At 53.2% G+C, this 23236-nt stretch carries 23 protein-coding genes; 14 read left to right on the plus strand and 9 right to left on the minus strand.

Annotated elements, in window-relative coordinates; all coding sequences use genetic code 11:
- Positions 1–814 precede the first annotated feature (814 nt).
- The 4 genes from AC1Q6Y_RS21140 to AC1Q6Y_RS21155 all read left to right on the plus strand — a co-directional run bounded on the left by AC1Q6Y_RS21140 (position 815) and on the right by AC1Q6Y_RS21155 (position 3703).
- Complete coding sequence (locus tag AC1Q6Y_RS21140) at positions 815–1795, plus strand: integrase domain-containing protein (protein ID WP_492625096.1); 981 nt, start codon at positions 815–817, stop codon at positions 1793–1795.
- Complete coding sequence (locus AC1Q6Y_RS21145) at positions 1792–2115, plus strand: hypothetical protein (RefSeq protein ID WP_492625097.1); 324 nt, start codon at positions 1792–1794, stop codon at positions 2113–2115. The genes AC1Q6Y_RS21140 and AC1Q6Y_RS21145 overlap by 4 nt, the downstream gene beginning before the upstream one ends.
- A gap of 164 nt (positions 2116–2279) precedes the next feature.
- Positions 2280–2837, plus strand: a complete 558-nt coding sequence (locus AC1Q6Y_RS21150; protein WP_492625098.1) for a hypothetical protein — start codon at positions 2280–2282, stop codon at positions 2835–2837.
- A complete protein-coding gene (locus AC1Q6Y_RS21155) occupies positions 2834–3703 on the plus strand; it encodes a hypothetical protein (protein WP_492625099.1) in 870 nt (289 codons plus the stop codon). The genes AC1Q6Y_RS21150 and AC1Q6Y_RS21155 overlap by 4 nt, the downstream gene beginning before the upstream one ends.
- A gap of 199 nt (positions 3704–3902) precedes the next feature.
- On the opposite strand, the gene AC1Q6Y_RS21160 is transcribed toward AC1Q6Y_RS21155, so the two are convergent.
- Positions 3903–5708 carry a hypothetical protein gene (locus AC1Q6Y_RS21160; protein ID WP_492625100.1) on the minus strand — a complete coding sequence of 602 codons (1806 nt, stop codon included), beginning with the start codon at positions 5706–5708 and terminating at the stop codon, positions 3903–3905.
- 155 nt (positions 5709–5863) lie between these two features.
- Here AC1Q6Y_RS21160 and AC1Q6Y_RS21165 point away from each other — a divergent pair, with 155 nt between their 5' ends.
- The 9 genes from AC1Q6Y_RS21165 (at position 5864) to AC1Q6Y_RS21205 (ending at position 13546) form a co-directional block, all read left to right on the plus strand.
- Complete coding sequence (locus tag AC1Q6Y_RS21165; protein ID WP_492625101.1) at positions 5864–6067, plus strand: hypothetical protein; 204 nt, start codon at positions 5864–5866, stop codon at positions 6065–6067.
- A gap of 131 nt (positions 6068–6198) precedes the next feature.
- Positions 6199–6705, plus strand: coding sequence for a hypothetical protein (locus AC1Q6Y_RS21170; RefSeq protein WP_090452578.1), 507 nt, complete (start codon positions 6199–6201; stop codon positions 6703–6705).
- A complete protein-coding gene (locus AC1Q6Y_RS21175) occupies positions 6702–7148 on the plus strand; it encodes a hypothetical protein (protein WP_090452576.1) in 447 nt (148 codons plus the stop codon). The genes AC1Q6Y_RS21170 and AC1Q6Y_RS21175 overlap by 4 nt, the downstream gene beginning before the upstream one ends.
- A 927-nt stretch (positions 7149–8075) precedes the next feature.
- The gene (locus AC1Q6Y_RS21180; protein WP_492625102.1) at positions 8076–9047 is read left to right on the plus strand and encodes an ImmA/IrrE family metallo-endopeptidase; all 972 of its coding nucleotides are present in this window, start codon (positions 8076–8078) and stop codon (positions 9045–9047) included.
- A 2-nt stretch (positions 9048–9049) separates the two neighbouring features.
- Positions 9050–9685: a hypothetical protein gene (locus tag AC1Q6Y_RS21185; RefSeq protein WP_492625103.1), complete on the plus strand. Its 636-nt coding sequence runs from the start codon at positions 9050–9052 to the stop codon at positions 9683–9685.
- An 806-nt stretch (positions 9686–10491) separates the two neighbouring features.
- Complete coding sequence (locus AC1Q6Y_RS21190) at positions 10492–11274, plus strand: transporter substrate-binding domain-containing protein (RefSeq protein ID WP_154861232.1); 783 nt, start codon at positions 10492–10494, stop codon at positions 11272–11274.
- A 55-nt stretch (positions 11275–11329) separates the two neighbouring features.
- Positions 11330–12058: an ABC transporter permease gene (locus AC1Q6Y_RS21195; RefSeq protein WP_057712432.1), complete on the plus strand. Its 729-nt coding sequence runs from the start codon at positions 11330–11332 to the stop codon at positions 12056–12058.
- Positions 12055–12765, plus strand: coding sequence for an ABC transporter permease (locus tag AC1Q6Y_RS21200; protein ID WP_057712433.1), 711 nt, complete (start codon positions 12055–12057; stop codon positions 12763–12765). Before AC1Q6Y_RS21195 ends, AC1Q6Y_RS21200 begins: the two co-directional genes overlap by 4 nt.
- A 16-nt stretch (positions 12766–12781) precedes the next feature.
- Positions 12782–13546 carry an ABC transporter ATP-binding protein gene (locus AC1Q6Y_RS21205; protein WP_102671510.1) on the plus strand — a complete coding sequence of 255 codons (765 nt, stop codon included), beginning with the start codon at positions 12782–12784 and terminating at the stop codon, positions 13544–13546.
- Positions 13547–13637: 91 nt separating this feature from the next.
- Here AC1Q6Y_RS21205 and AC1Q6Y_RS21210 read toward each other — a convergent pair whose 3' ends face one another.
- From AC1Q6Y_RS21210 to AC1Q6Y_RS21235, 6 genes are all read right to left on the minus strand, one after another.
- A complete protein-coding gene (locus AC1Q6Y_RS21210; RefSeq protein ID WP_057712435.1) occupies positions 13638–14267 on the minus strand; it encodes a LysE family translocator in 630 nt (209 codons plus the stop codon).
- Positions 14268–14795: 528 nt separating this feature from the next.
- On the minus strand, positions 14796–15506 hold the full coding sequence (locus tag AC1Q6Y_RS21215) for an SDR family NAD(P)-dependent oxidoreductase (protein ID WP_492625104.1): 711 nt from the start codon (positions 15504–15506) through the stop codon (positions 14796–14798).
- Between the two features lie 44 nt (positions 15507–15550).
- Positions 15551–16195 (minus strand): DsbA family oxidoreductase, encoded by a 645-nt coding sequence (locus AC1Q6Y_RS21220; protein ID WP_492625105.1) that lies wholly within the window; start codon positions 16193–16195, stop codon positions 15551–15553.
- The gene (locus AC1Q6Y_RS21225) at positions 16192–16413 is read right to left on the minus strand and encodes a tautomerase family protein (protein WP_008003165.1); all 222 of its coding nucleotides are present in this window, start codon (positions 16411–16413) and stop codon (positions 16192–16194) included. The genes AC1Q6Y_RS21220 and AC1Q6Y_RS21225 overlap by 4 nt, the downstream gene beginning before the upstream one ends.
- 203 nt (positions 16414–16616) lie before the next feature.
- Positions 16617–17903, minus strand: a complete 1287-nt coding sequence (locus AC1Q6Y_RS21230) for an OprD family porin (RefSeq protein ID WP_492625106.1) — start codon at positions 17901–17903, stop codon at positions 16617–16619.
- 261 nt (positions 17904–18164) lie between these two features.
- Positions 18165–18836: a DsbA family protein gene (locus AC1Q6Y_RS21235; RefSeq protein ID WP_154861236.1), complete on the minus strand. Its 672-nt coding sequence runs from the start codon at positions 18834–18836 to the stop codon at positions 18165–18167.
- A gap of 263 nt (positions 18837–19099) precedes the next feature.
- On the opposite strand from AC1Q6Y_RS21235, the gene AC1Q6Y_RS21240 reads away from it, so the two are divergent.
- Positions 19100–21193 carry a TonB-dependent receptor gene (locus tag AC1Q6Y_RS21240; RefSeq protein ID WP_340312533.1) on the plus strand — a complete coding sequence of 698 codons (2094 nt, stop codon included), beginning with the start codon at positions 19100–19102 and terminating at the stop codon, positions 21191–21193.
- Between the two features lie 230 nt (positions 21194–21423).
- On the opposite strand, the gene AC1Q6Y_RS21245 is transcribed toward AC1Q6Y_RS21240, so the two are convergent.
- Positions 21424–21636 (minus strand): hypothetical protein, encoded by a 213-nt coding sequence (locus AC1Q6Y_RS21245; RefSeq protein ID WP_057712441.1) that lies wholly within the window; start codon positions 21634–21636, stop codon positions 21424–21426.
- 243 nt (positions 21637–21879) lie between these two features.
- Positions 21880–22986: an agmatine deiminase gene (aguA, locus tag AC1Q6Y_RS21250; RefSeq protein WP_340312536.1), complete on the minus strand. Its 1107-nt coding sequence runs from the start codon at positions 22984–22986 to the stop codon at positions 21880–21882.
- Positions 22987–23236: the final 250 nt, after the last annotated feature.

A 23236-nucleotide genomic window follows, 5' to 3' on the forward strand; every position in this document is an offset into this window, starting at 1 on the left:
ACCTAAGAAAAAAACTGCTGGCACAGCTTACGTCTGTGGAAAACCACTGATGTCCACCGGAGGATAGTTTTATCCACAGGCGCTAAATCCCTGATATCGCGCTGCTTGACGAATATTGTCCACAGGCGTAGACCGGGAGTCGCAAGAGCTGTCGATGACAGCCCCCCAGGTGACCCGAGCCTTCAAGGTCACGCCGCTCTCGCGGTGGTTCTCCCCAAGGGCGATTAGCATTCGGCAGCTCGCCCGGTCACCTCACCGGTGATGGATGCTCTTACACATGCGGCCCTCGTGCGCCAGACACACCGTACCTCGCTGCCCTGCAGCAACCTATCCGCTTGGCCGAATATTGCGTCAACCTGTGCCCGTCTCTTTCTTCTGGAAAGAGACGGGCACTTCTACCACTGCTGCAGCCCAGATCGCACATGGCTTTGCGGCATTCCCCCTCGTGACAATCGGCGTGACAAACGCCGATGTCACCAGCAACAGCGCTGTAGGTGATGGTGCCGCAGACCACGGAATGGACTGCACCTGACTGACAGTCAGGCATGCCCCGGTCATCGCATTGCTGCTTGCACCTGGCTCAGGATCTCGCGGCACTGGTCTCGTCAGCCAATGCAGCCTCCACCCGCCCACCGGTAACGGTGCTCAGGAGGCCAGATCTTGAGATGCCCTTGCTCCCGGACGTAGGAGCCGCCAGTCCCGCGTTAGAGGACATCCCCACAGGTCGCAGGGGCCTTGATCCCTGATAACACTCAACATTCTTGGCGGGATGACGTGGGGCGAGGATCGGAGAACGGCAGATGAGGTGACCGATATGGCATTGGTGGGTAGACGCGATGGTCGTAATTTCGGCTATGGCAGGCAATTGAGCTACGCAGGACCGCAGGCGCTGAAAGACATGTTTGGCGGCGGCCACTACGGCACGGTGAAGGCACACTGTGATCGGTGGCAGGCATTCGTGAAGTGGTGCCGCTCAGAACAGGGGCCGGGTATCAATGATGCGCGGCAGATTGATCGGAAGGTATTGGCGGACTATGCGGCGTATCTGCGCGAAGTGGTTAGGCGCGGTGACCTTGCTGTCAGCACCGCACAAAACCGCCTTTCCAGCGTTAACAGGACTATGGCAGCGCTTCGCGGTGATCAGTACGTGGCATTGCCCAGCCCGAGCAAGGCGTTGGGTATGCAGCGCACCGGGATTCGCCACTCAGTGCCGCAGGGCCAAGACCGCGATCAGGTTAATGAGATCGTTAATGCGCTTTGCCGCAATCATCAGCAACGGGCCGCTGCAATCGTTCTGTTGACGCGAGCCACCGGCATGCGCTTGCGTGAGGCCATCTTGGCTGACCTGCCCCGGTTAACTCGTGAGGCTAACGACCTAGGCAGGATTAACATTCAAGATGGCACCAAAGGCGGCCGCGCCGGCGCGTCGGCGCCTCGCTGGATCACCCTAGATGATCATATTCGAGACGCGCTGAGATTTGCAGAGCATGTCTCGCCCGATGGTAGCCGCAACCTGCTTGCACAGACCGAAAGCTACCTCGATTTCCAAATGAGAATTGTCCGCCCTACACGGGAAATCCTAGGTAAGCACAACCTCAAAGGTTTCCACGAATTGCGGGCGGCTTATGCGTGCGAACGCTATAAGCAAATCACCCATCAACCCGCCCCCATCAACGGCGGCACTTGCTATCAGCTCGACCAAAACCTCGACCAGAAGGCTCGCGCACAAATCAGCTATGAACTCGGGCATGGACGTATCGACGTGGTATCGGCATACATCGGCGGTCGAGCATGAGCGAGCCATACAATATTGAGCTTTTCCTAGCAGCAGTCCTAAAAGGGTCGCATTCGACGCGCGCGCGTCACATACGCCAAGCAAAAGCTATTCAAGCAGCGATCTATGATCGCTGGCACTGTGACAATCCGTGGATCTGGCAGGAGAAACATCTCACATGGTTTCTAAGCCAACACGTGAGCCGGCGTGCAGAATCTACGCGCTATTACTATCTGCTGACCGTACAGTTGCTCACTCTTCGCTTAGGCAAGCCCTGGCAGTTCAAAGTGCCAGACGATATTAGCATCCGTCGTAACAGCATTCGAGCAAAGGAAACGTAAAAAATCGCAAAATAACTCTGGAAAACACGAAAATATTAGGCAATGATTTCCTTACAGTAGACAACAAGACTTACAATGCAATAATTATTTATCCGCAAGGGCTCACACTGCGAACAATCCCGCACAAAACTACCGAACACTCTAAACAAAATATAGGAGCACCAATGTTCACAAACTCTTCAAACCCATGCCTCATAACAATAAGCGAAACAACAGAGTCCAAACTATACTGGCTATCCCAAGGACTTGGCAAAGGACACGAAGCTCAATTAGAAAGTGCTGACGTAATTCTGGTTCCGGAAAAAAATTTCCGAGAAGGATTTCCATTTCTTTTCCATCAAGACACTCCAGCACTTCTTAAATATTTATCAGACAACTTGTCCTCGCATACCTCGGTAGAAATCTGCGCAAACGACGATGAATATCTAGAAATAGCTCTACATTCTGCTCACTTCAGGATAGGAAAAATACTTGTAAACTATATAGTCGCGCCATTGGTTATAGGGCTACTCACAAATTACATCTACGATGAACTAAAAGCAAAACCTACGGATTATATAGAATTCACCATGACCATGGAAGACCACGACTGCAAGTCGTTCAACTTTGATTTTAAGGGTGAGGCGCAAAACTTTGGCCAGCTTGTTGATAAAGTGGGACAAATGTCTCGAGACTGCCAGAAAAAAAGCCATACAACAAACAAGGTAAAATCCCCAAAATGACGGTTTCTAACCTCACCAATGCAGAGGCGTGGATTGACGCACTGCGCTACCCGGAAGATGACCCTTTAATACTAAAAGCATCGGATCATCATAAAATTTTAGCGGAACTTAAAACAGCCGCACTCTCCAGATATGACGAGGAAGAAGCAACACTTGTCTGGAAAGCGGAAACAATCGCAGAAGTTCAAACAAAATTCATAACCGCTTTCTCCCAACTGAAGAAACAGAATTTCTATTCTGCTTGGTGCCATCTGGAGCAATGCGAAATCACTCTAAACAGCCTGAAAAAACACCATATTATTTCAGATGACGACCCTCATCGCTTAGCATACATCGATAATATGATTGCAAGGTGGCAGAGCCTATACCCTTACAAAGTTTTCTTTAGTCCCGAAATACTTAAAAAGAAAATCGAATGCAGTGTGTGCAGAGCGCCTGTACTACCAAGATCACCTTGCGGTCATAAGAAAGGCAAAATTTATCATGGAGACCTATGCCATCACATTGTTACAGAAATGGAATTTTTGAGTATTTCCGCGGTTGAAAATCCTGTCCAACGATACTCCGTAGCCTTTCTGGCCAACCCAGATGGAACACAAAAGGACCATTACAACTACTCAAATGTAAAATTTGTATCTGATCGAGTATCATCCCCGTTCCATGGTTGGCACTCAGAGCAAACCACCAGAAAAATAGCGGCCTCTGAGGTAGCGCACCTCCCTTCAGACCATCCTTGCCCCTGCCTTTCGGGGGCTGAGTTTTCTGAATGTTGTATTGGTCGTTCAGAGTTAGTCGTTCCCCATTTGCAAATAGTTTTTTACGTTCAGCCGGAAGGTAATTTCCCAGAGAATGAGCTTCTACTTTAGCCTAGGGTCACTTGTCAGCTCAGCATATACGCGATACAGGTACACAGGCCTGAGACCAAATCAAGGGTACTACATGAGATAGAACCAACTAATCCAAATCAGAAAAGGGACAGATTTATTTTTCAGCGCTGGTTGAAGTGCCATCAAATAAGCCCCCCCCTTTTCCCTTAAAGTTGATTCTCAACAATCAAACTATCCCTTAAGGCTTACACAAGATATGAGGCTGAACACCTAAATCTTTACAAGCACTTATAAAAGTATTAATAAGCCAGATAAGCTGGGTGTGATGTGGCTTGCATTTACCATTAAGAGATAGGTCTGAAAATATTATTTCAAGCTGGCTCTTGCTTATAAAGGGTGTTGCAAGAACAATTTTCCTTGTAGAATTCTGATTATCGAAAATTTTTGTGAGCGCACTGTGTAAGTCACTCCAAACTTTCCCGCCCCTGACTCGGCTGATGTTGGTATTTTCGTAATTTTTATTCCAGTCCCTGTCATGCTTTTCCTTAAAATCTTCCAGCGTAGAAAATACCCTGCCTATATTCTTAAGCCCCTGTGCCACAACCTCATGAAAACTACTCGCCCCATGACTGTCCTTTTTAGTGAATTTCGCATGAATAAACGTGATCGCAGGGGGGCTGGAGTCAGGTTCTAGGTAAATATGATCTGCCCATTCGTCATTCATATCATCACAGATAGTAATCCCAGGGGCTTTACAATAGTTATCTTCTATCTTTCTGAATAATGACGCGACGGGGAATTCTGAAATGTGATCTGGGAACGGCTTTACTCCTTTCTTGTGCTGCTTTTCTTTCTCGCTATTGACCCCTGTGAAGTCATATTTTTCATCAAAAATTGAAAGTATGGAGGTAAGGCTAGGGATTAGACGTTTATCTTGGAAACAAGATCGCCCGAAGTAGGCGTACTCTGGAGAGTTGAACATTATCGATATTGGCTTAGTATTATTTATGTACTTACTGAGAGAGATAGGTGGTTCGCCTTTAATCTCAACAGAAATCTTTTCACAGATTCCAGAATAAAACGTTACCTGCTTTTTATTTAAGGTTATTTTGGCAGGCAGTTCAGCACCTTTGAGGCGTAATTTTTTGGAGCTGTTTATACTAATAGAATGCTTGAATATGTTGAAAAGCCTGGATATCTCTTCCGACGTACAGTCCCGCTCTGTCGAACCATCGTTTATCCGCAGCTTAGAGGTTCCATCACCACCTCTAATGGTTTCATCTAACTCGTCCAGATTTATGAATATTGCAGTAGGCTCGATTTTCTTTTTTTGAATATCACCTAGAGTAATAGGCGCTGCGAATTCGCTAATAAACTTACTTGCATTTGTGAGATTGTTAATCTCTTCAATCGTAGAAATAACCCAGTTGGAAAATTCTTCTACTCCAGTTTTTTTATCTCTGAATGTTACCCTAGATGAATTTGGGGTTAAGGTTATAGTATCGCCCTGAACACGAATCCTGAAGTTCTGAGGAATTGATCGACTTGACGAGTTCGAGGCTAGCAAACCATTTAACTTGAAGGCTTCATATGACCGACTCCTGATTACAGCATTAGATATCGCCATATTGTTCATGGTTACTTTTTCGTATTCAGGCGAATTCCTTCCTTGGAAATTGGTGAATCGCTCATAGTCAAATTCTTCTAAGTATCCATCTAAAGCTTTTTCCACATAAGGAACATTTCTTTTAGTAATAGCCACACAGTCATTGTACTCGACCATCAGTACAAAGCAGTACTTTTCCTCTTCAATGGTAGTTCCAACTAAAAAAGGTGGCTCAGATAGCTCTTTAAAGGCTATGGCCGAACAAGTAACCTGCTCGGTTGCCGTACCTAACTCTTCTTTCGTAATTCTAAACAAAGGATTTCCAACACGACCCTCTGATAGCTCCTTAAATATTTCATTAATTTTTGTCTTGCTAATTTTTTTCTTTATTTTATAGAACTGAGCACTTTTTGAAAGATTTAGATTATATAAGTCCATTTTTATATTCCACTGCCAAGTATCAGTGGTAGCATTGTGCCTTCTGACATATAAAAAAATCAATGCCAATATATGGCCTAACGCGCGGCATTCCCTAGCAATCTGGAGGCTAGAAGCAAAACTCACTCTGGAGGTGTGTTTATGCGCTAGGTTCAATGATCATTGCCTACTCCAGTGCAGGTGCAGGTGCAGGTGCAGGTGCAGGTGCAGGTGCAAAGGATAGTTTTAGAGATATACGCCAGCAGCCCAAAATTAAAAACCATTGCAAATCATATAATTGTGATTATTTTCGACTCCTGGTGCCGCACCATACAAAACAAGGGCTTGCAGAAATGCAGGCCCTTGTCGTTTGTGGATAACGTAACAAGCTACGTAATAAGCTTGTCTAAACGGCCCATCACCTTCCATTAGCATTAGGGTGCACGGTCAGAGATCTTCTTCGATCCTCCTGCATTTATATAGGCAGGTCCGCAACCTTTCAGGTGAATGCATGGACAGCAGTGACCTAGCGCCGATCGCTTCCGATAATGGTGTAAGTGGCACCCAAAAAGCCGGCCGCGTTGAGGATATCGGGGAATCTGCGACCCCCCCCTTAACTGGGCAGTACATGGAACGGGCAATGATCGGTCTAGCAGCTGCTAGACCGAACAAGTTCGGAGGTGAACTGGGCGCTCCAATGTTCACTGCGATGGTGAATCATCTTTCGCATGAAAAAGAACAGGCAAAGTCTTCCGCGTCTGCAATCCAGATTAAATTTGAAGCGGTGACAGAAGAACTCAACGCTCTCAAAATTCAGAAAGTTCAGCTTGACGAACGACTGGAAAGCCTGCGCAGTACAAGCAAGATTAAACAGACCTGCGCGTTTTTGAGTCCAATTCTCTTCTCAGTAGCGATTGATCTCTATAAAGGCAACCTAAACTTTTCGGTTGTTATCGCCATTGCTGCAACTGCTCTGCTCGCAGTCAATTTTTTCGGATTTCGAGGTAAATCAGAATGAGTATTGGACAGGTTGAAAGCCTTGATATCGTTCATGTGGCCGACCATGGAATTCCGAACGAAGAGCACATTGCGATCTTCGTAGAACAAAATTGCAACCTTGCAGATTTTCTCCTAATTATCGGCCTAACAGGCTTGGAAGGTCAGACGACACCAGTTAAAGATCACATGCTTTGGTTCGGCTATGAACATGTGAACGAAGGCGACTGGATTATTGTTTATACAGCGGCAGGGTCGACCAGAATCCAACCAGCACCAGATGAACTAAAAGCACCGCCTGGCGCACGCGTTATTTCGATCCACTGGGGAAAGGATCACACAATTTTTCAGAATAGGAGCTTGGCTCCTATGATTGTTGAAATTGGTGCGATTGGGCTGAGCGCGCCACCCGAGCCGAAATTCCAAGGTGTTTCGCAGAAAGAGAAACAACCTAGATTATTTTGAACCTGAGCTGTTGCCCACCACCCCAAGTTTCCCAAGCTGATAACGAGGGTTCGACTCCCATCACCCACTCCACTATTTTCAAGGCTTCCAGCGGTATCGAGGTGACGTTGCGCAGAGCTGGTGACGGTTACCTAAATCCTCGATCAGAGCGTGTACCTACGTGAGTGCACAGCCTCTGATAGACCGCCGCATGTGCCCTCCCCTAGGTGCTTTCGGATTTTCATGTTGACCCATCGGAAACAGGTTAGGAAAGTTAGTTTTTGACTGACTTCCCTGAAAGCCTAGTACTGCGCGGCTTTGCGGCGACTGTCTTAGGTTAGGTTTTGGTTAGCACTGGGTTATTTCCTAACCTTTATAGATGTTAAAAATACAATAAATAAATTCCATATATATCAACAACTTACAACTTACTAACCTTCAACCTAACCATAACTAACCCCTCAAAGTTAGCCCGCGCCCCCAGCAAATACGGGCCCTTCAGCACGCCTCTCCCCCCATTTTTAAAAACTAACCCCTTTCCCGAGCCACCTCTGAAAATCGCCACCTGAGACCGCCGTAACAAGCCTTGGCATTTACCCCACTCGTGCAGGGATCCGCAGGCTTTTTCCACCCCGCATTCGCGCACACAGCCCCCAGCCTTGGCGGGTTCTGGCTGGGTGCAGGCTTGCAGAAAAAACGACACATTTAGCCCGCAGGCGTGGCGGGGGGGACGACTGCGCGCGCCAAGGTTAGATCCTCGAGACAGGCACCAAATGTGAGGTGGATGGTCTACACCTATAGTGAGAATGGTCGCCGAGGTGTGGCGCCCACTTCTGTTAGTGGTCGGAATGAGCAAAAACGTAGTGGCATAACCGTGCAATTTCGTGTGCTTTTGCTATCATCCGCGCCGTCTACACCATCGGTGAACAAACCAAAAGGAGGGGGGACATGACTGATACCATCCAAAATCTCTATTCCGCCCTCAGCGAACACGGCCTTCAGAAAAAGGACGTGAAAGCTGTTTTGCCATCGTGGTGGGAAGATGAGATCGCAACCACACCTGCTGGGCTCCAACAAGCCAAGTTAATCCTGGCTAAAGCGCTGAACTTGAAAGTTCGGCCTTTGGTGGAGGATCCGCCACGCGTGGAATTTGACTTGCCGGCAATGCGGCGATTTAAGCTGAACGGCAAAACGACAGAAGATGATGTCGAACTGGCGGTATCGCTTGCGCGTAGTGCCTCCAAAATAGTTCTGTCAGCGATTGAACGGCCGTTCACAAGACCTGGAACCGCGGCTGAAGTTCGGGAAAGAATCCTGGCATCCGGCAAGCAATGGGTCGACCTGGAGAGCTTGATCGAATATTGCTGGGAGCTTGGAATCCCTGTCATTCATCTGGCATCAGCGATGATGAAAAGAAAGATGGATGGAATTGCGATGGCGACCAAAGGTCGCCCGACGATTGTGCTCTCGTCATTAAAACCGTCTGGCTTCTTACTTTTCCATTTGGCTCATGAACTTGGGCATATTGCGCTTGGGCATCTCGATCCAAATGGCGCAATTGTCGACAATGAGATTAAAAAAGATTCCGAAAACAAAGACGTTTCCGAGCGTGACGCAGACAATTACGCACTCGAACTATTGGCGGGAAACCATAGAAATTTAAATCTAAGAAGGTACGAAGCGCCTGCGCAACTCGCTCTCACAGTCACTGCGTTCGGCAGAAAAAACGGTATTGCGCCAACTCACGTGCTTCTAAACTGCGCTTACAATGGTAATTTTTGGGGGTTGTGCGTTAACACCCTAAAAATTCTTGCAGGCGATTGCACCGACAGAGAAACCATTTGTAAACACTTATTCGCCAACCTTCCAGAAGACATCAAGGAAGACAACTTAGCACTATTAGGGACTTTAGTTGGCTAACAATGATTCTACTGTCCGATAATGATCTTGTTGTCAAACTTGCTCAATGTGATCTCCTAGATGAAGCGCTTGCATCCATTGAAGCTCAGAGAAGCGATTGCTTTGTATTGAGCACTATCAGACATAGCCTAAGACTCGGCAATCCGGACAAGTCCATAGAGCGTTATGTTGGTAGCCCTCAGGCCTTTGAACGAATCAGTGAGTTTCTTGAGCATTGCAATGTGCTACAAGAAGCACCGATACTCGATTTAATCGATCACTTAATAGAGATCCCTGAGATCGATGTTGGCGAGCAGGCCCTCTTCCTCCACGCCAAAGATAATCACGACAAAAAGTTGGATTACTTCATGTTGACTGGTGACAAGAGAGCTCTGCGAGCAATCTGCGCCTATGATCAGCTTGATGCCTTTGAGTTCCTTCGAACCAAGGTGGTGTGCTTAGAATCGTGCATGATGGATATGATCGACTATGCCGGCTTCGATTACATAAACAAAAAAGTCTCAGCTGCTCGCCCTCAAATTGCTGAAGAAAAATATGACAAAGTCTTGCGGGCAGCCTTTGGGAAAGAGCGAAATCAAGAGCACTGCGTTGATTGCCTTAGGCATTATTGCAGTGACATCCGTTGGTTGCTTTCTTAATTAAAGCTAATAAAACTCAACGAATACTCTCACCGAAATTGATGTTCACTTAGAACTTTGAACTTCGTAGCCTCAAATTTCGCCACTTAGTTGAAATTGGCAAAATTTTCACATGTACAGAGCCAAAAAAGCCGCCTCAAGGGCGGCTTTTTCGTTGGGTGCGATTGTTACCAGTTGAAGTAGATCAGCTCATTGGCCTGCTTACCGCCTTGCTCCCCACCATATGCCGGAATGGCACTTCCTTCAGGCGAAGCCCCGAGAACACCTCCCGGATCTGCGGATGATCGTTGATTGAGATGACCATGTGGCCCTTGATCGATGCTGCCAGCTCTCCTCAAGCACCTGACACATCCAACTGGTCAGGTGGAATGCAAATGGGTGGGCGAGTCGACGGAATTATCAGCCGCACGTCGCTCCGTAGTGTCAGGGCTTCGGCAGTACCAGGATGCGATTTTCGCGTCCGCGAAAATGGAAGCTACCTCATGCTAATCACCCTGTGTGCCCCTGCTCAAAAGTTGAACGGGAACAGTTGAACACCTGGGGCAGTTTTCGGTCAGCGGCAGCACGCCAAATCATCACATAGTCAGTATTGCTCGTCATAATGACCATTAATTCGTTAAATCAACGCACTTTTCGTCTTATCGTCGCACTCGCTTGCTTCTAGACTACTTTCCCCCACGGGCTCTGCCTTCTTGTTCACCAGGAGCGCGACCTGTCGAGTGTTACTTCTTCCATAGTGTCATACGAGCTCCATAACAGTACTCATGTGTCACAAGCGCTCATGTTGGTCCTTAGGAATAAAAACAATGAAAAGAAAATTTCTGACCCTTTCTGCGTTGGCTTTGTGTGTAGCTGCCGGTTCCGCGCTGGCCAAGGAGTACAAGGAGTTGCGCTTCGGCGTTGACCCCTCTTATGCGCCGTTCGAATCCAAGGCCGCCGATGGCAGCCTGGTGGGCTTCGATATCGACCTGGGCAACGCGATCTGCGCTGAGCTGAAGGTCAAGTGCAAGTGGGTTGAAAGCGACTTCGACGGCATGATTCCCGGCCTCAAGGCCAACAAGTTCGATGGTGTGATCTCTTCCATGACCGTCACGCCGGCACGTGAGAAAGTCATCGATTTCTCGAGCGAGCTGTTCTCTGGACCGACCGCGCTGGTATTCAAGAAAGGCGCGGCCGTCGGCACCGATCCGGCCTCCCTCAAGGGCAAGAAAGTCGGCTACGAGCAAGGCACCATCCAGGAAGCCTACGCCAAGGCCGTGCTGGACAAGGCTGGGGTAGAGACGCAGGCCTACGCCAACCAGGACCAGGTGTACGCCGACCTGATCTCCGGCCGCCTCGATGCCTCGATCCAGGACATGCTGCAAGCCGAACTGGGCTTCCTGAAGTCGCCACCAGGCGCCGACTTCCAAATCAGCGAACCGGTCGAAAGCCCCCTGTTGCCAGCCAAAACCGCCGTGGGCCTCACCAAAGGCAACGCCGAGCTCCAGGCCTTGCTAAACAAAGGCATCAAGGCACTGCACGACAATGGCACCTATGCGGCCGTCCAGCAGAAGCACTTTGGCGATCTGAATCTCTACAGCGGCCAATAATGACCCTGCGCCCATTTCCGGATGGGCGCTTTCTGGATTGACGTAGGGCTGCCCAATGTTCGAAAACCTGTTGATGATCCTGGGGCTGTCAGGCTTCAGCCTCAAGGGCTTTGGCCCGCTGTTGCTGCAAGGTTCCTGGATGACTGTCAAATTATCCTTTCTGTGCTTGCTGGTGAGCGTTGGCCTGGGCCTGATCGGCGCCAGCGCCAAGCTTTCGAAATCGGCACTGCTGCGCGTCCCTGCGCAGGCCTACACCACGCTGATCCGCGGGGTGCCGGACCTGGTGCTGATGCTGTTGATCTTCTACAGCCTGCAAACCTGGCTGACCAGCCTGACCGAAGCACTGGGCTGGGACTATATCGAGATCAACCCCTTTAGCGCCGGGGTCATTACCCTGGGCTTCATCTACGGGGCGTATTTCACCGAAACCTTCCGTGGCGCCATCCTTGCCGTACCCCGAGGGCAGATGGAAGCGGCTACTGCCTACGGCCTGACCCGCGCCCAGCGCTTTCGCCTGGTGGTGTTCCCGCAAATGATGCGTTTTGCCCTGCCGGGCATCGGTAATAACTGGATGGTGATCCTCAAGGCCACCGCGCTGGTGTCGATCATTGGCCTGGCAGATCTGGTCAAGGTGGCCCAGGACGCGGGCAAGAGCTCCTATCAGCTGTTCTTCTTCCTGATACTGGCCGCCTTGATCTATCTGGTGATCACCACCGTTTCGAACTACGTCTTGCGCCGGATGGAAATCTTCTACGCCGCAGGCACCCGGGAGGCCGTGCGATGATCGAGCTACTGCAGGAATACTGGAAACCGTTCCTGTTCCAGGACGGCACTCACATCACCGGGCTGGCCATGACCCTCTGGCTGCTCAGTGCCTCGATCTTCTTCGGCTTCGTGATGTCGATCCCGCTGTCTATAGCCCGGGTCTCGACCAATGTCTGGGTGCGCTGGCCGGTGCAGTTCTACACCTACCTGTTCCGTGGCACACCGCTGTATATCCAATTGCTGATTTGCTACACGGGGATATACAGCCTGGCCGCGGTACGAGCTCAGCCAGTGCTGGATGCGTTCTTTCGCGATGCGATGAACTGCACCATCCTGGCGTTCGCCCTGAACACCTGCGCTTACACCACGGAGATCTTCGCCGGGGCGATTCGCAGCATGGCCCATGGTGAAGTCGAAGCGGCCAAGGCCTACGGCCTGACCGGCTGGAAGCTGTACACCTACGTGATCATGCCGTCCGCCCTGCGTCGCTCGCTGCCTTATTACAGCAACGAAGTGATTCTGATGCTGCACTCGACCACCGTGGCCTTCACCGCGACCATCCCGGACATTCTGAAAGTCGCGCGGGACGCCAACTCGGCGACCTTCCTGACCTTCCAGTCGTTCGGCATCGCCGCGTTGATCTACCTGGCAGTCACTTTCTCCCTGGTCGGCCTGTTCCGCCTGGCTGAACGCCGTTGGTTGTCCTTCCTCGGCCCGGCTCACTAATTCAGGATGCTTGTTCATGTACAAACTGACCGTTGAAAACCTGCACAAAAGTTACGGCAACCATGAAGTCCTCAAGGGCGTTTCGCTAAACGCCAGGACCGGCGATGTGATCAGCCTGATTGGCGCCAGTGGTTCGGGCAAGAGCACCTTTCTGCGTTGCATCAACTTCCTGGAAACGCCCAACGACGGCGCCATGAGCCTGGACAACCAGCCGATTAAAATGGTCCATGACCACCACGGCATGCGCGTGGCCGACGCCAATGAACTGCAACGCATCCGCACGCGCCTGGCGATGGTGTTCCAGCACTTCAACCTGTGGAGCCACATGACCGTGCTCGACAACATCACCATGGCCCCGCGCCGGGTGCTGGGCGTCAGCAAGAAGGACGCAGAGGATCGCGCCCGGCGCTACCTGGACAAGGTCGGTTTACCGGCACGGGTTGCCGATCAATACCCGGCGTTTCTCTCGGGCGGTCAGCAGCAACGGGTCGCCATTGCCCGTGCCCTGAGCATGGAACCGGAGATCATGCTGTTCGACGAGCCGACTTCGGCCCTGGACCCGGAACTGGTGGGCGAAGTGCTCAAGGTGATCCAGGGCCTGGCCGAAGAAGGCCGCACCATGATCATGGTGACCCACGAAATGAGCTTTGCGCGCAAAGTGTCGAACCAGGTGCTGTTCCTGCACCAGGGACGAGTCGAAGAACAGGGTGCGCCCGAGGACGTATTAGGCAACCCCAAAAGCGAGCGCCTGAAGCAGTTTCTAAGCGGCAACCTGAAGTAAGTCCAATAAGCAGACATATCGTCTCGGTCACGGTGTTCGATAGCACGTATCAGCAAGGAAAAATTGTGCCGAGCCGATATGTCTCGCTCCTTTAAAATGGTCGATCAAGCAGAAGCAACCGTGCCGCCAGAGCTGTCATCACCGCAGCGAAGCTATAGGCACCAAGGCGTTTAGAGATCATGCCTTCGCGAAAGCGCACATGCAGCTGTCCGGCGCAAAATCCGAGCAGGGAATGGAAGATCAATGCGATCAGCGCAAGCAACAAACCCAAGAACATTAATTGCGAGGTGACACTACTGGTACCTACGGTGACGAACTGCGGTAGGAATACCATGAAGAACAACAGCGCCTTGGGGTTTAACAAACTGTTGAGCGTGGCTCGGACAAAGATCTTCTTCAGCGAGGCCTGTGTGGCTTGAGACTCAGTATCCGAAGTAGAAGTCTTCAATGCCTGCCACGCCAGCAACATCAGATAACAAGCCCCGGCCCAGCGCAGCAAGTCAAACGCCGGCGCCCAACTCATCACCAACACACCGAGGCCTGCGCTAACCATGACGGTCATCAGCACATCGGCCAGGGTTATTCCCAGTGCTGCAGCGAGGCCGGCACGCCATCCATGAGCAACCGCATGGCTGCTGACGATAGCCATGTTAGGGCCAGGAACGATCAACAACAGCAAGGCGGCAACAATGAACAGGTAAAGGTTAGTGGTATCCGGCATAGAGCATAAGTCCGTGAGTGAGGAGTAATGCTAACCAGTAGTAAATAGGCAGGAGCAGATACAGTGCGGATGGATTTGGCCGCAACAGTCTGGTTTGGACAGGAAAAATAATCTGGTCGACGGCATGGTAAAGCAGGTGCGGTTGGCCGCTTCTGGCTGTGGATTCAACCGGTCGACGCAACAGATTGGCTAAATCGTTCAGCGGGTGTTTCGTAGTTTAGTGTTTTTCGAGGGCTGCTATTTAGCTGCCTTGCTACTTCATTGAGTGTGGCGTACGAATGAAAAGGCCGCATAGGCAAAAGCGTCGACAAAAAAGCGATCGCTAGCAGATTCAATCTGCCCTTCGAAGTATTGGCTTCCAGGCTCCACACCCTGACCTTCATCCGAAACTGCTGCGCCCACCACTCACGGTTATGGAACCGAGAGCTCTCAATTCGACCATCCTTACCAAAAAGAATGGGTTATTCCAAACAAAACCCTCGTAGCAATACGAGGGCTTTGTTGTTTCAGGGGTTTGAAAAAACGCTTTCAGTGTCCCGCGCTCTGACCACCGTCCACGTGCAGGATTTCGCCAGTGACGAACTTGGCGCCGTCCAGATACACGACCGCTTGCGCAATATCATCGATCTCGCCCATGTGCCCGACCGGGTGCAGATTGCCCAGTGCGGCATGGGTTTCTTCGCCATGCATGGGGGTCTTGATGATGCCGGGGCTGACCGCGTTCACCCGGATCCCGCGCTTGGCGTATTCGATGGCCAGGGATTTGGTTGCCGCGTTGAGGCCGCCCTTGGTCAGTGAAGCCAACACCGATGGCACGCCGTCGATGGCGTGGTCCACCAGGCTGGTGGTGATGTTGACGACGTGGCCGCTGCCTTGCTTTTCCATCTCGGCGATGGCGAGCTGGGTGATGTAGAAGAAGCCATTGACGTTCACCGACAACACATTGGCGTAGTCCTCTGCGGTATACGCGGTGAACGGCTTGGCGATGAAGATCCCGGCGTTGTTGACCAGGGTATCGATGCGACCGAAACGGGAGATCGCTTCACGGATGACGCGCTGGGCGGTTTCCGGCTCGCCGATGTCACCGGCCACGGTGAGAATGTCCGGATCGGTGGACGGTTTGATCGAACGCGAAGTGGCGACGATCCGGTAACCGAGTTCACGAAAAGCTTTGACCATACCCTCGCCGAGACCTTGGGACGCGCCGGTGATAACGATGACTTTTTTCGAAATGCTCATGATGAAGACCTCTGACAATTAAAAGTGGGGTAGAAAATCTGTAATCAGGCGTTCGCCATTTGTCTCAACATCTGTTCGTAGTACTCGACCGATTGCGAACCGGACACCAGGTGGCGACCGTTCAGCACCATGGCCGGGACCGAGTTGATGCCGTGCTGGCGGTAATAGATTTCAAGCTCACGCACTTCGCTGGCGAATGCGTCGGACGCCAGCACCTCTCTCGCCCCTGTCGCATCCAGCCCCGCTTCAGTCGCCAGACGCACCAGCGTCGAGTGATCGCTCGGGTTCTGGCCTTCGCTGAAGTAGGCCCGTAGCAGCACCTTCTTCAACTCGACTTGTCGCCCTTCCTGCAACGCCCACAGCAACAAACGGTGCGCATCGAAGGTGTTGTAGAAATGCGTGCGCTTCTCCAGATCGAACTTGAAGCCGATGGCCTCGCCGCGAGCGATCTGCATGGCCTTGCCGGCAGCGACTTCGTCGGCCGTTCTCCCGTACTTGCGCATCAGGTGCTCGACCGCTTGCTCACCTTCGGCCGGCATGTCCGGGTTCAACTCGAACGGCTTGTAGCTCAGCTCGACCGAGACTTCCCCGGCCACGTTCTCGATCGCCTGCTCCAGCGCCGTCGCCCCCAGCGCGCACCAGGGGCACACCACATCGGAGATGAAATCGATGGTGACGGAGGACGTCATGACTGCCCTTCCGCCTCGGCCAGTTGCTTGCGGTACTGGGTGGTGGTGATGCCGGCGTAACCCCAGTTATCGGTGTCGACTTCTTCGATCACGATGTGGGTCAGGTCAGGGCGTTTATTGAGGACGCGCTCCAGTGTTTCAGTGATCTCGGCAATCACCTGAGCTTTCTGCTCAGTGGTAACGCCATCGCGGGTGATGCGTACGGATACGAAAGGCATGAGGGAAACTCCAGTGACCTTCCCGTCGGGATGATGGGAGAGGCGTTGGAGCTCAATTTATGGAGTTTGCTGGAAGGGATAAAGGTGGGAGCTGGAACTTCATTAGTTACGTGGTGTAATGATTGTACTGTGAAAAAGCCCCGAACCAGTCGGGGCTTTTCCTTTCTCAGCCTTTGATCAGGCCTCGATACCGCAACCCATTATCAGAAGATGTTGATCGGGTAATCCACAAACACACGCACTTCGTTGCCACTGACGTTGTACTCGCTCGACTTCTGCGACACGCGCAGGACCGAGCTGCGCAGTTTCACGCTGAGGTCTTTGGCCGGGCCGCTTTGGACGACGTATTTGATCTGGTTGAAGATCTCGCGCTCGGTGCCGCCTTCGCTGGTGGAGGTGGTGATGTTGTCACCGCGCACATAGGCCACGTTGTAGCTCAGGCCCGGTACACCGAAGGTGCTGAAGTCCAGGCCGTAGCCCACTTGCCAGCTGCGTTCGTCTTCGGCGTTGAAATCGGACCAGTAGGAGTTCGCCAGGTAGATAGTGTTGCCACCGTCGCCGACGCGACCTTGATCTTTCTGGTAACCGCCGTAGGCGTAGCCCAGGTTGCTGTCGCCGGTGCTGCGCTGGTGTGCGAGGGTGAACGAGTGCGGGCCGGTGATGAAGGTGGCGGCCAGGCTCCAGATCTTGTTGTCGTCGCCGGTGATACCGTTTTCGCGGACGTAGGAATCTTCCAGCTTGGTGCGGTAGCCGTTGAAGTCCAGGGTCAGGGACTGATCCTTGTCGATCGGGAACACGTAGTTGGCGTTCACGTATTGTTTCTTCAGCACGTCTTCGACGTCGGAAGCGTAGAGCGCGGCCTTGAATTGCTCGGTGAACTGGTAGCTACCGCCCAAGACGTTGATCGACTTCAAGCCACCGCTGTCACGGCCTTCGGCGCTTTTGCGCGATTCGGCGGTGAAGCGGCCGGCGTCCAGTTGCAGGCCTTTGATCTCCTTGGAGGTGATCAGAGTGCCGGTGTAGCTTTCCGGCAGCAGGCGCGAATTGTCGTAGTTCAGCACCGGCAGGGCCGGCATCTGGTCGCCGTAGGTCAGGGTGGTGCTGGACAGACGGAACTTGATCGCCGCGCCGCCCTTGGACAGATCGTCAGCCGGCTGGCCGCTGTCGCCCTTTTTGAAGAAATCGATACCTTGCGCGCCGCTACGGTCTTCGCTGCGCTCCAGGTTCAGAGCGTACAACCCGAAAGCGTCCACACCCACGCCCACGGTGCCTTGGGTGAAGCCGGACGAGAACGTGCCGATGGCCGCCTGGCCCCACTCGGATTTATCCGGGTTGCCGTCTTTGTAGTCACGATTGATGTAAGCATTGCGCAGCAGCACTTTGAGGCTGCTGTCTTCAACAAAACCCTTGGATTCGGCCTGGTCGTTCGCCATGGCCTGTGTCGCACTCAACATCCCCAGAGCGATCAGGCTGATTCGCTTGTTCAACATTTTGTTCTTTTCCTTATTTCCGGTTGATACGCGCTGTGCCGAACGGCCGAAACGGCGCTATCGCGCTCTTTTTTCATGACGAAAACAAAAAGGCCCGCCCACGATTTCTCGTGGCGGGCCTTTTTATAATTTTTGATCGTGGCGGTTGGCCACAGGCGTTGGGCCGAATCGTAGCTGCGCCCTTAACGATGTGTCAATTTCATGAATCTTCTAAAAATAGGCGAAAACCGTCTAAGAAATTGCTTTACGCAGCAGGAATGTTCAATTGCTGCAGCCATCGAGGCCGCAGGCTGCTACGGAAATGGATGATCCCTGATCGGGCAGCGACTGACTCAGCCACTGCGCAAATGCCTGGGGTTTGCCCAGCCACGGCCCGATATCGATCAGGGTGAATTGATCATTGTGCTCAAGCGCCAGGGTCGGAAAGCCCTGCCCGCCGACCTTGGCCAAAAGCGCCCGGCTGTTCCTGATATGGCCTTCGGTGTCGGCCGCCCTGAAGGCTCTTTCGAAGGTTTGACGGTCCAGCCCCATGCCGTGGGCCAGTTCAAACAGTACCGATTCGTCGGCGATGCGGCGCCCCTCCACGTAGTGAGCGCTTTGCAAACGCCCCAACAACTCCAGCCCGCGACCTCCCATTTGCTCGGCAGCCAGCACCGCAGCGATGGGTGGCGCCGAGTCGAACACGGCGGTGTGATCACGCAACAAACCTTCGAAATAGTCTTCACCGAACGGCTGCCCGCTGTATTCGGCGATGCGCCGGTCGTGGGGCATGACGTAACTGCGCAGTTGTGGCGAAACCTTTTGCCGGTTGGCCCCCGTCATCATGCCGCCGCCGTGGGCAATCACGGGCAGCACAGCCTGGGCGGCCTGCACCAGCGGTTTGGCGCCGTAGCACCAGCCGCACAATGGGTCGTAGATGTAATGCAGGATCATGGGAAAGCTCCGACAGAAATTCAGGAAAATTCGATGTCGGCAGGTTAGTGCCCCAGCGGCCCCGGAAAAACGCCGGATTGGCTTTCAGTCTGTTGCTTGAATCGGTCGAATGGTTGCGCAAGTCCTCTGTATCAACTCAGACACAACTCGAAACAATCAAATGATATAGATTCTCAATTACATCTAACAGCAGCAAATGACAAGCATTACTATTCGCGCCCCTTGCACGCTTCAACCTGAAAATTCTACGGATGCGCTTTTCAATGCCTGCCCCTTTTCGCCTTGCGCCCTACAGCCTTGGGCTTTCTGCCTTGTTGTCTGCCGGTTTTTCCTACGCTGCACCGACTACCTTGCCTGCCACATCGATCAGCGCCGAAGCTGAAGCCGACGACCCGCGCGTAACCCAAACCAGTACAGCAACCCGGACCGCGACACCGGTGCGCTACGTGCCACAAGCCATCGACTCGATCAAAACCTCGAACGTCATGGATTACGGCACCAACGACCTGGGCACGGCGCTCAGCGGTATCCCCAACGTCAGCAGCGGCGCCGACACACGCTTCGACAGCCTGCGCATCCGCGGTTTCGACGCCAGCAACGACTTCTATCTCGATGGCATCCGCGACGACAGCCAGTACGTTCGCGACCTGCACAACATCGAACGCATCGACGTGTTAAAAGGCCCCGCCGCCGTGTTGTATGGCCGTGGCAGCCAGGGCGGCATCGTCAACCGGGTGAGCAAACTGCCTGAGTTCGGTCGCCGCTCGACTATTGAAGCCCAGGGCGGTAGCGAGGACTTGCGCAGCCTCTATGCCGACCTCAGCACCGACCCGTCCGAGAACATCAGCCTGCGTCTGAACATGGGCAACATGGACGAGAACAGCTTTCGTGATGGTGTGAGTGGCAATCGCCAGTTGTTCGCGCCCTCGATGAGCTGGCAGCTGACCCCCGACCTGAACTGGTTGGTGCAGTACGAATACAGCCGCTACAACCGCACGCCGGATCGTGGCATCCCCGGCGTAAACGGTCGCCCGGCAGACGTGGGACGCGATACGACCTACGGCAGCGAAAACGATTTCATCGACGACAAGGCACAGTCCCTGCGCTCGAAACTCACGTATGAACTGAGCGACAACTGGCAACTGCGCCAGACCCTGGGTGTGTTCAAACTCGACAGCGATTTCGACAATACTTACTTGACCGGCTATGTCCCGGCCACCAACAAGGTCACGCGCCAGCACTGGCAGCAGGACCTCAACACCCGCAATGTCTACAACAACGTCGAGCTGGAAGGTGGTTTCGATACCTTCGGCCTGGAGCACCGCTTGCTCACCGGCATCGAAATCGGCAGCCAGCGCCGCGACCCACTGCTGTACACCGCCGCCACTTCCGGACCGGGCAGTTCACCGGTGCCGGCGCTGGACCTGAACAACCCGGACCGCAATTTGCGTCATACCGGGCGCATGGTGGTGTCGAGCAACACCCACACCGAGGTCGAGAGCCGTGCGGTGTATGTGCAGGATCAATTGCGCCTGAACGATCAATGGCAATTGCTCGCCGGCCTGCGTTACGACACGTTCGATATCGAGTCGACCAACAAGGTGCGCAACATTTCCGAAGACAGTGACAGTCATAGCACCAGCCCTCGCGTTGGCGTGGTCTGGACGCCGCTGCAAAATCACTCCTTCTACGCCTCCTGGAGCAAGACGTTCTCGCCGGTCGGCGGTGGCTTGATCGGCATCACCCCGGGCGCGGCAGGTAACAGCAATGACCTGAGCCCGGAGCGGACCAGGCAGAAAGAAATCGGGGTGAAGAGCGACTGGCTCGACGATCGCCTGAGCACCACGCTGGCCATCTATGAGCTGGAGCTCTACAACCGTCGCACCAGCGACCCGAACAACCCGACCATTACCCTGCTTTCAGGGCTGCAACGCTCTCGCGGGATCGAGCTGACCGCCGCTGGCAGAATTGCCGGCAACTGGTACATGCGCGGTGGCGTGGGTCTGCAGGACGCAACCATCGAAAAGGACAACAACGGCTTGGAAGGCAAGCGCATCAACAACGTGGCCAAGCACAACGGCAGCCTGTTCCTGACCTGGAAACCGGAAATGGGCTGGTACGCCGAAACCGGCTTGACGTTGGTTGGCGACCGCTATGCCGATAACCTCAACACCACCGTGTTGCCAGGTTATGGCCGCTGGGACGCCTTGGCAGGCTTCCGCCAGAAGGATTGGGATTTGCGCGCGGCGCTGAACAATATCAGCGACAAAACGTATTACGAATCGGCAACCAGCGCATTCCAGATCCAGCCGGGGACACCGCGTAGCCTGGTGGTGACGGGCACCTACAGTTTCTAAACACCCCTTATCCCGGTGTGAACCAATAACACTGGTTCACACTATTCCCTTGTGGGAGCGGGCTTGCTCGCGATAGCGGTGGTTCAGTCGATATAAATGCTGACTGGTCGGGCGCCATCGCGAGCAAGCTCGCTTCCACAGGGGATCGCGGTGATTGCATGAATCTGCGCGCAAAAAAAAGCGCTGCCATCCCGGCAGCGCTTTTTTTGTTCAATCCGTTGTTGTTCTTCTTATCCTTCCATCACATCCCACAACGCATCCAGTTCCGCCTCGCTGAATAAACCAGCAGGGTAACGCTCGATCATTGTCCGGCGCGGATCAGTATCGCTGATCTGACGCATTCCATTGGACTTGAACCAGTGCGCCAGGATCTGGAGCGATTCGCTATTTACTGCCAGGGGATGCAACGCCTTGTCGCTCACTACGTTCACTTCGGCGTTCATTTCAGCGCTCTCTCCCGGTTTGTGAGCGGCTAACTTATCCAAGGTTTATGACAGAACATAGAAGTCCTCCCTCCCCCGAGTTACAACAGCGGAGATACAAGAGCTGTGCCAAGGTTTCTGAAGTGTGGCCTGGCAGATACAAAAAAGCCCGCAGGCCTGTAGGGCCGCGGGCTCCGTGCAATGCGCAAGGCTGATCGACAGCCTGAGGGATTTCGTAATCAACTCAAGCTGTTACGACCTCACTCACTCCTTGTGCGGCGCGGGTTGTTGCTGGGTAAGACAGTGAATATTGCCGCCCCCCAGTAACAGTTCGCGACCAGGCACCATTACCACTTCATGCTGTGGGAACAGGTTCTGCAAGATTTCCTTTGCCGGACCATCCTGCGGGTCGTCAAAGCTCGGCGCGATGATGCCGCCGTTGACGATCAGGAAGTTCACGTAGGAACCGGCCAGACGAACAGTAGGATTACGTTCCTGCGTACCATCAACCGGATCGACACCGGCACACTCTTCCTCGGTCGCAAACAGCGGACCCGGGATCGGCATCTTGTGCACCGTGAACGGGCGCCCCTTGGCATCGGTGCTGCTTTGCAGCGCTTTCATCGCCGCCTGACAGCGCGGGTAGTTCGGGTCCTGCGGATCATCGGTCCAGGCCAGCAGCACTTCACCCGGGCGCACGTAGCAGCAGAAGTTATCCACATGGCCATCGGTTTCGTCGTTGAACAAGCCATCCGGCAGCCAGATGATCTTATCCACAGCCAGGTTTGCACTCAGGACCGCTTCGATTTCCGCTCGATTCATGTGCGGGTTGCGATTGCGGTTGAGCAGGCATTCTTCGGTGGTGATCAGGGTGCCTTCGCCGTCGACGTGAATCGAACCGCCTTCCAGCACGAAGCCTTCGGTGCGATAGCGCGGGCTGCGCTCGATCTCGAGGATCTTGCCACCAACCTGCGAGTCACGGTTCCACGGCGAATACAGGCCGCCGTCAAAACCGCCCCAGGCATTGAAGTCCCAGTTCACGCCACGGACTTCGCCATTGTTGTTGATGACGAAGGTAGGACCGGAGTCGCGAACCCAGGCGTCGTCGCTGGACATTTCCACCACACGAATATTCGGCACGTCCAGACGGGCACGGGCGTTTTCGTACTGGCCGGCGGAAACCGCCACGGTCACCGGTTCGAAACGGGCGATAGCCTTGGCCACTGCCACGTGAGCGGCTTGTGCCGGCTTGCCACCCAGGCGCCAGTTGTCCGGGCGCTCGGGCCAGATCATCCAGGTCTGGGTTTGAGGTGCCCATTCGGCTGGCATATAGAAGCCGTCGGCGCGAGGGGTGCTGTTCAACGTGGTCATGGCTCAGGACTCCGGAGTGACATTGATACCTGACAGAAATGGAAGCGTATGTGTAAACGCCGTGGGCTGTGGCGACTTTATATCCGATAAATATCGGCTTTTAAAGCACCTTACATCCACCGTTACAAAAACAATCGATTAAAAGCCGATATCAATCGAACTAAAATTCTCCCCCTGTGGGAGCGAGCTTGCTCGCGATAGCGGTCTTTCAGTCGAAAAATCTGTGACGGGAATGGCCTCATCGCGAGCA

The organism is Pseudomonas sp. GW823-FHT06E10, assembly GCF_058794995.1.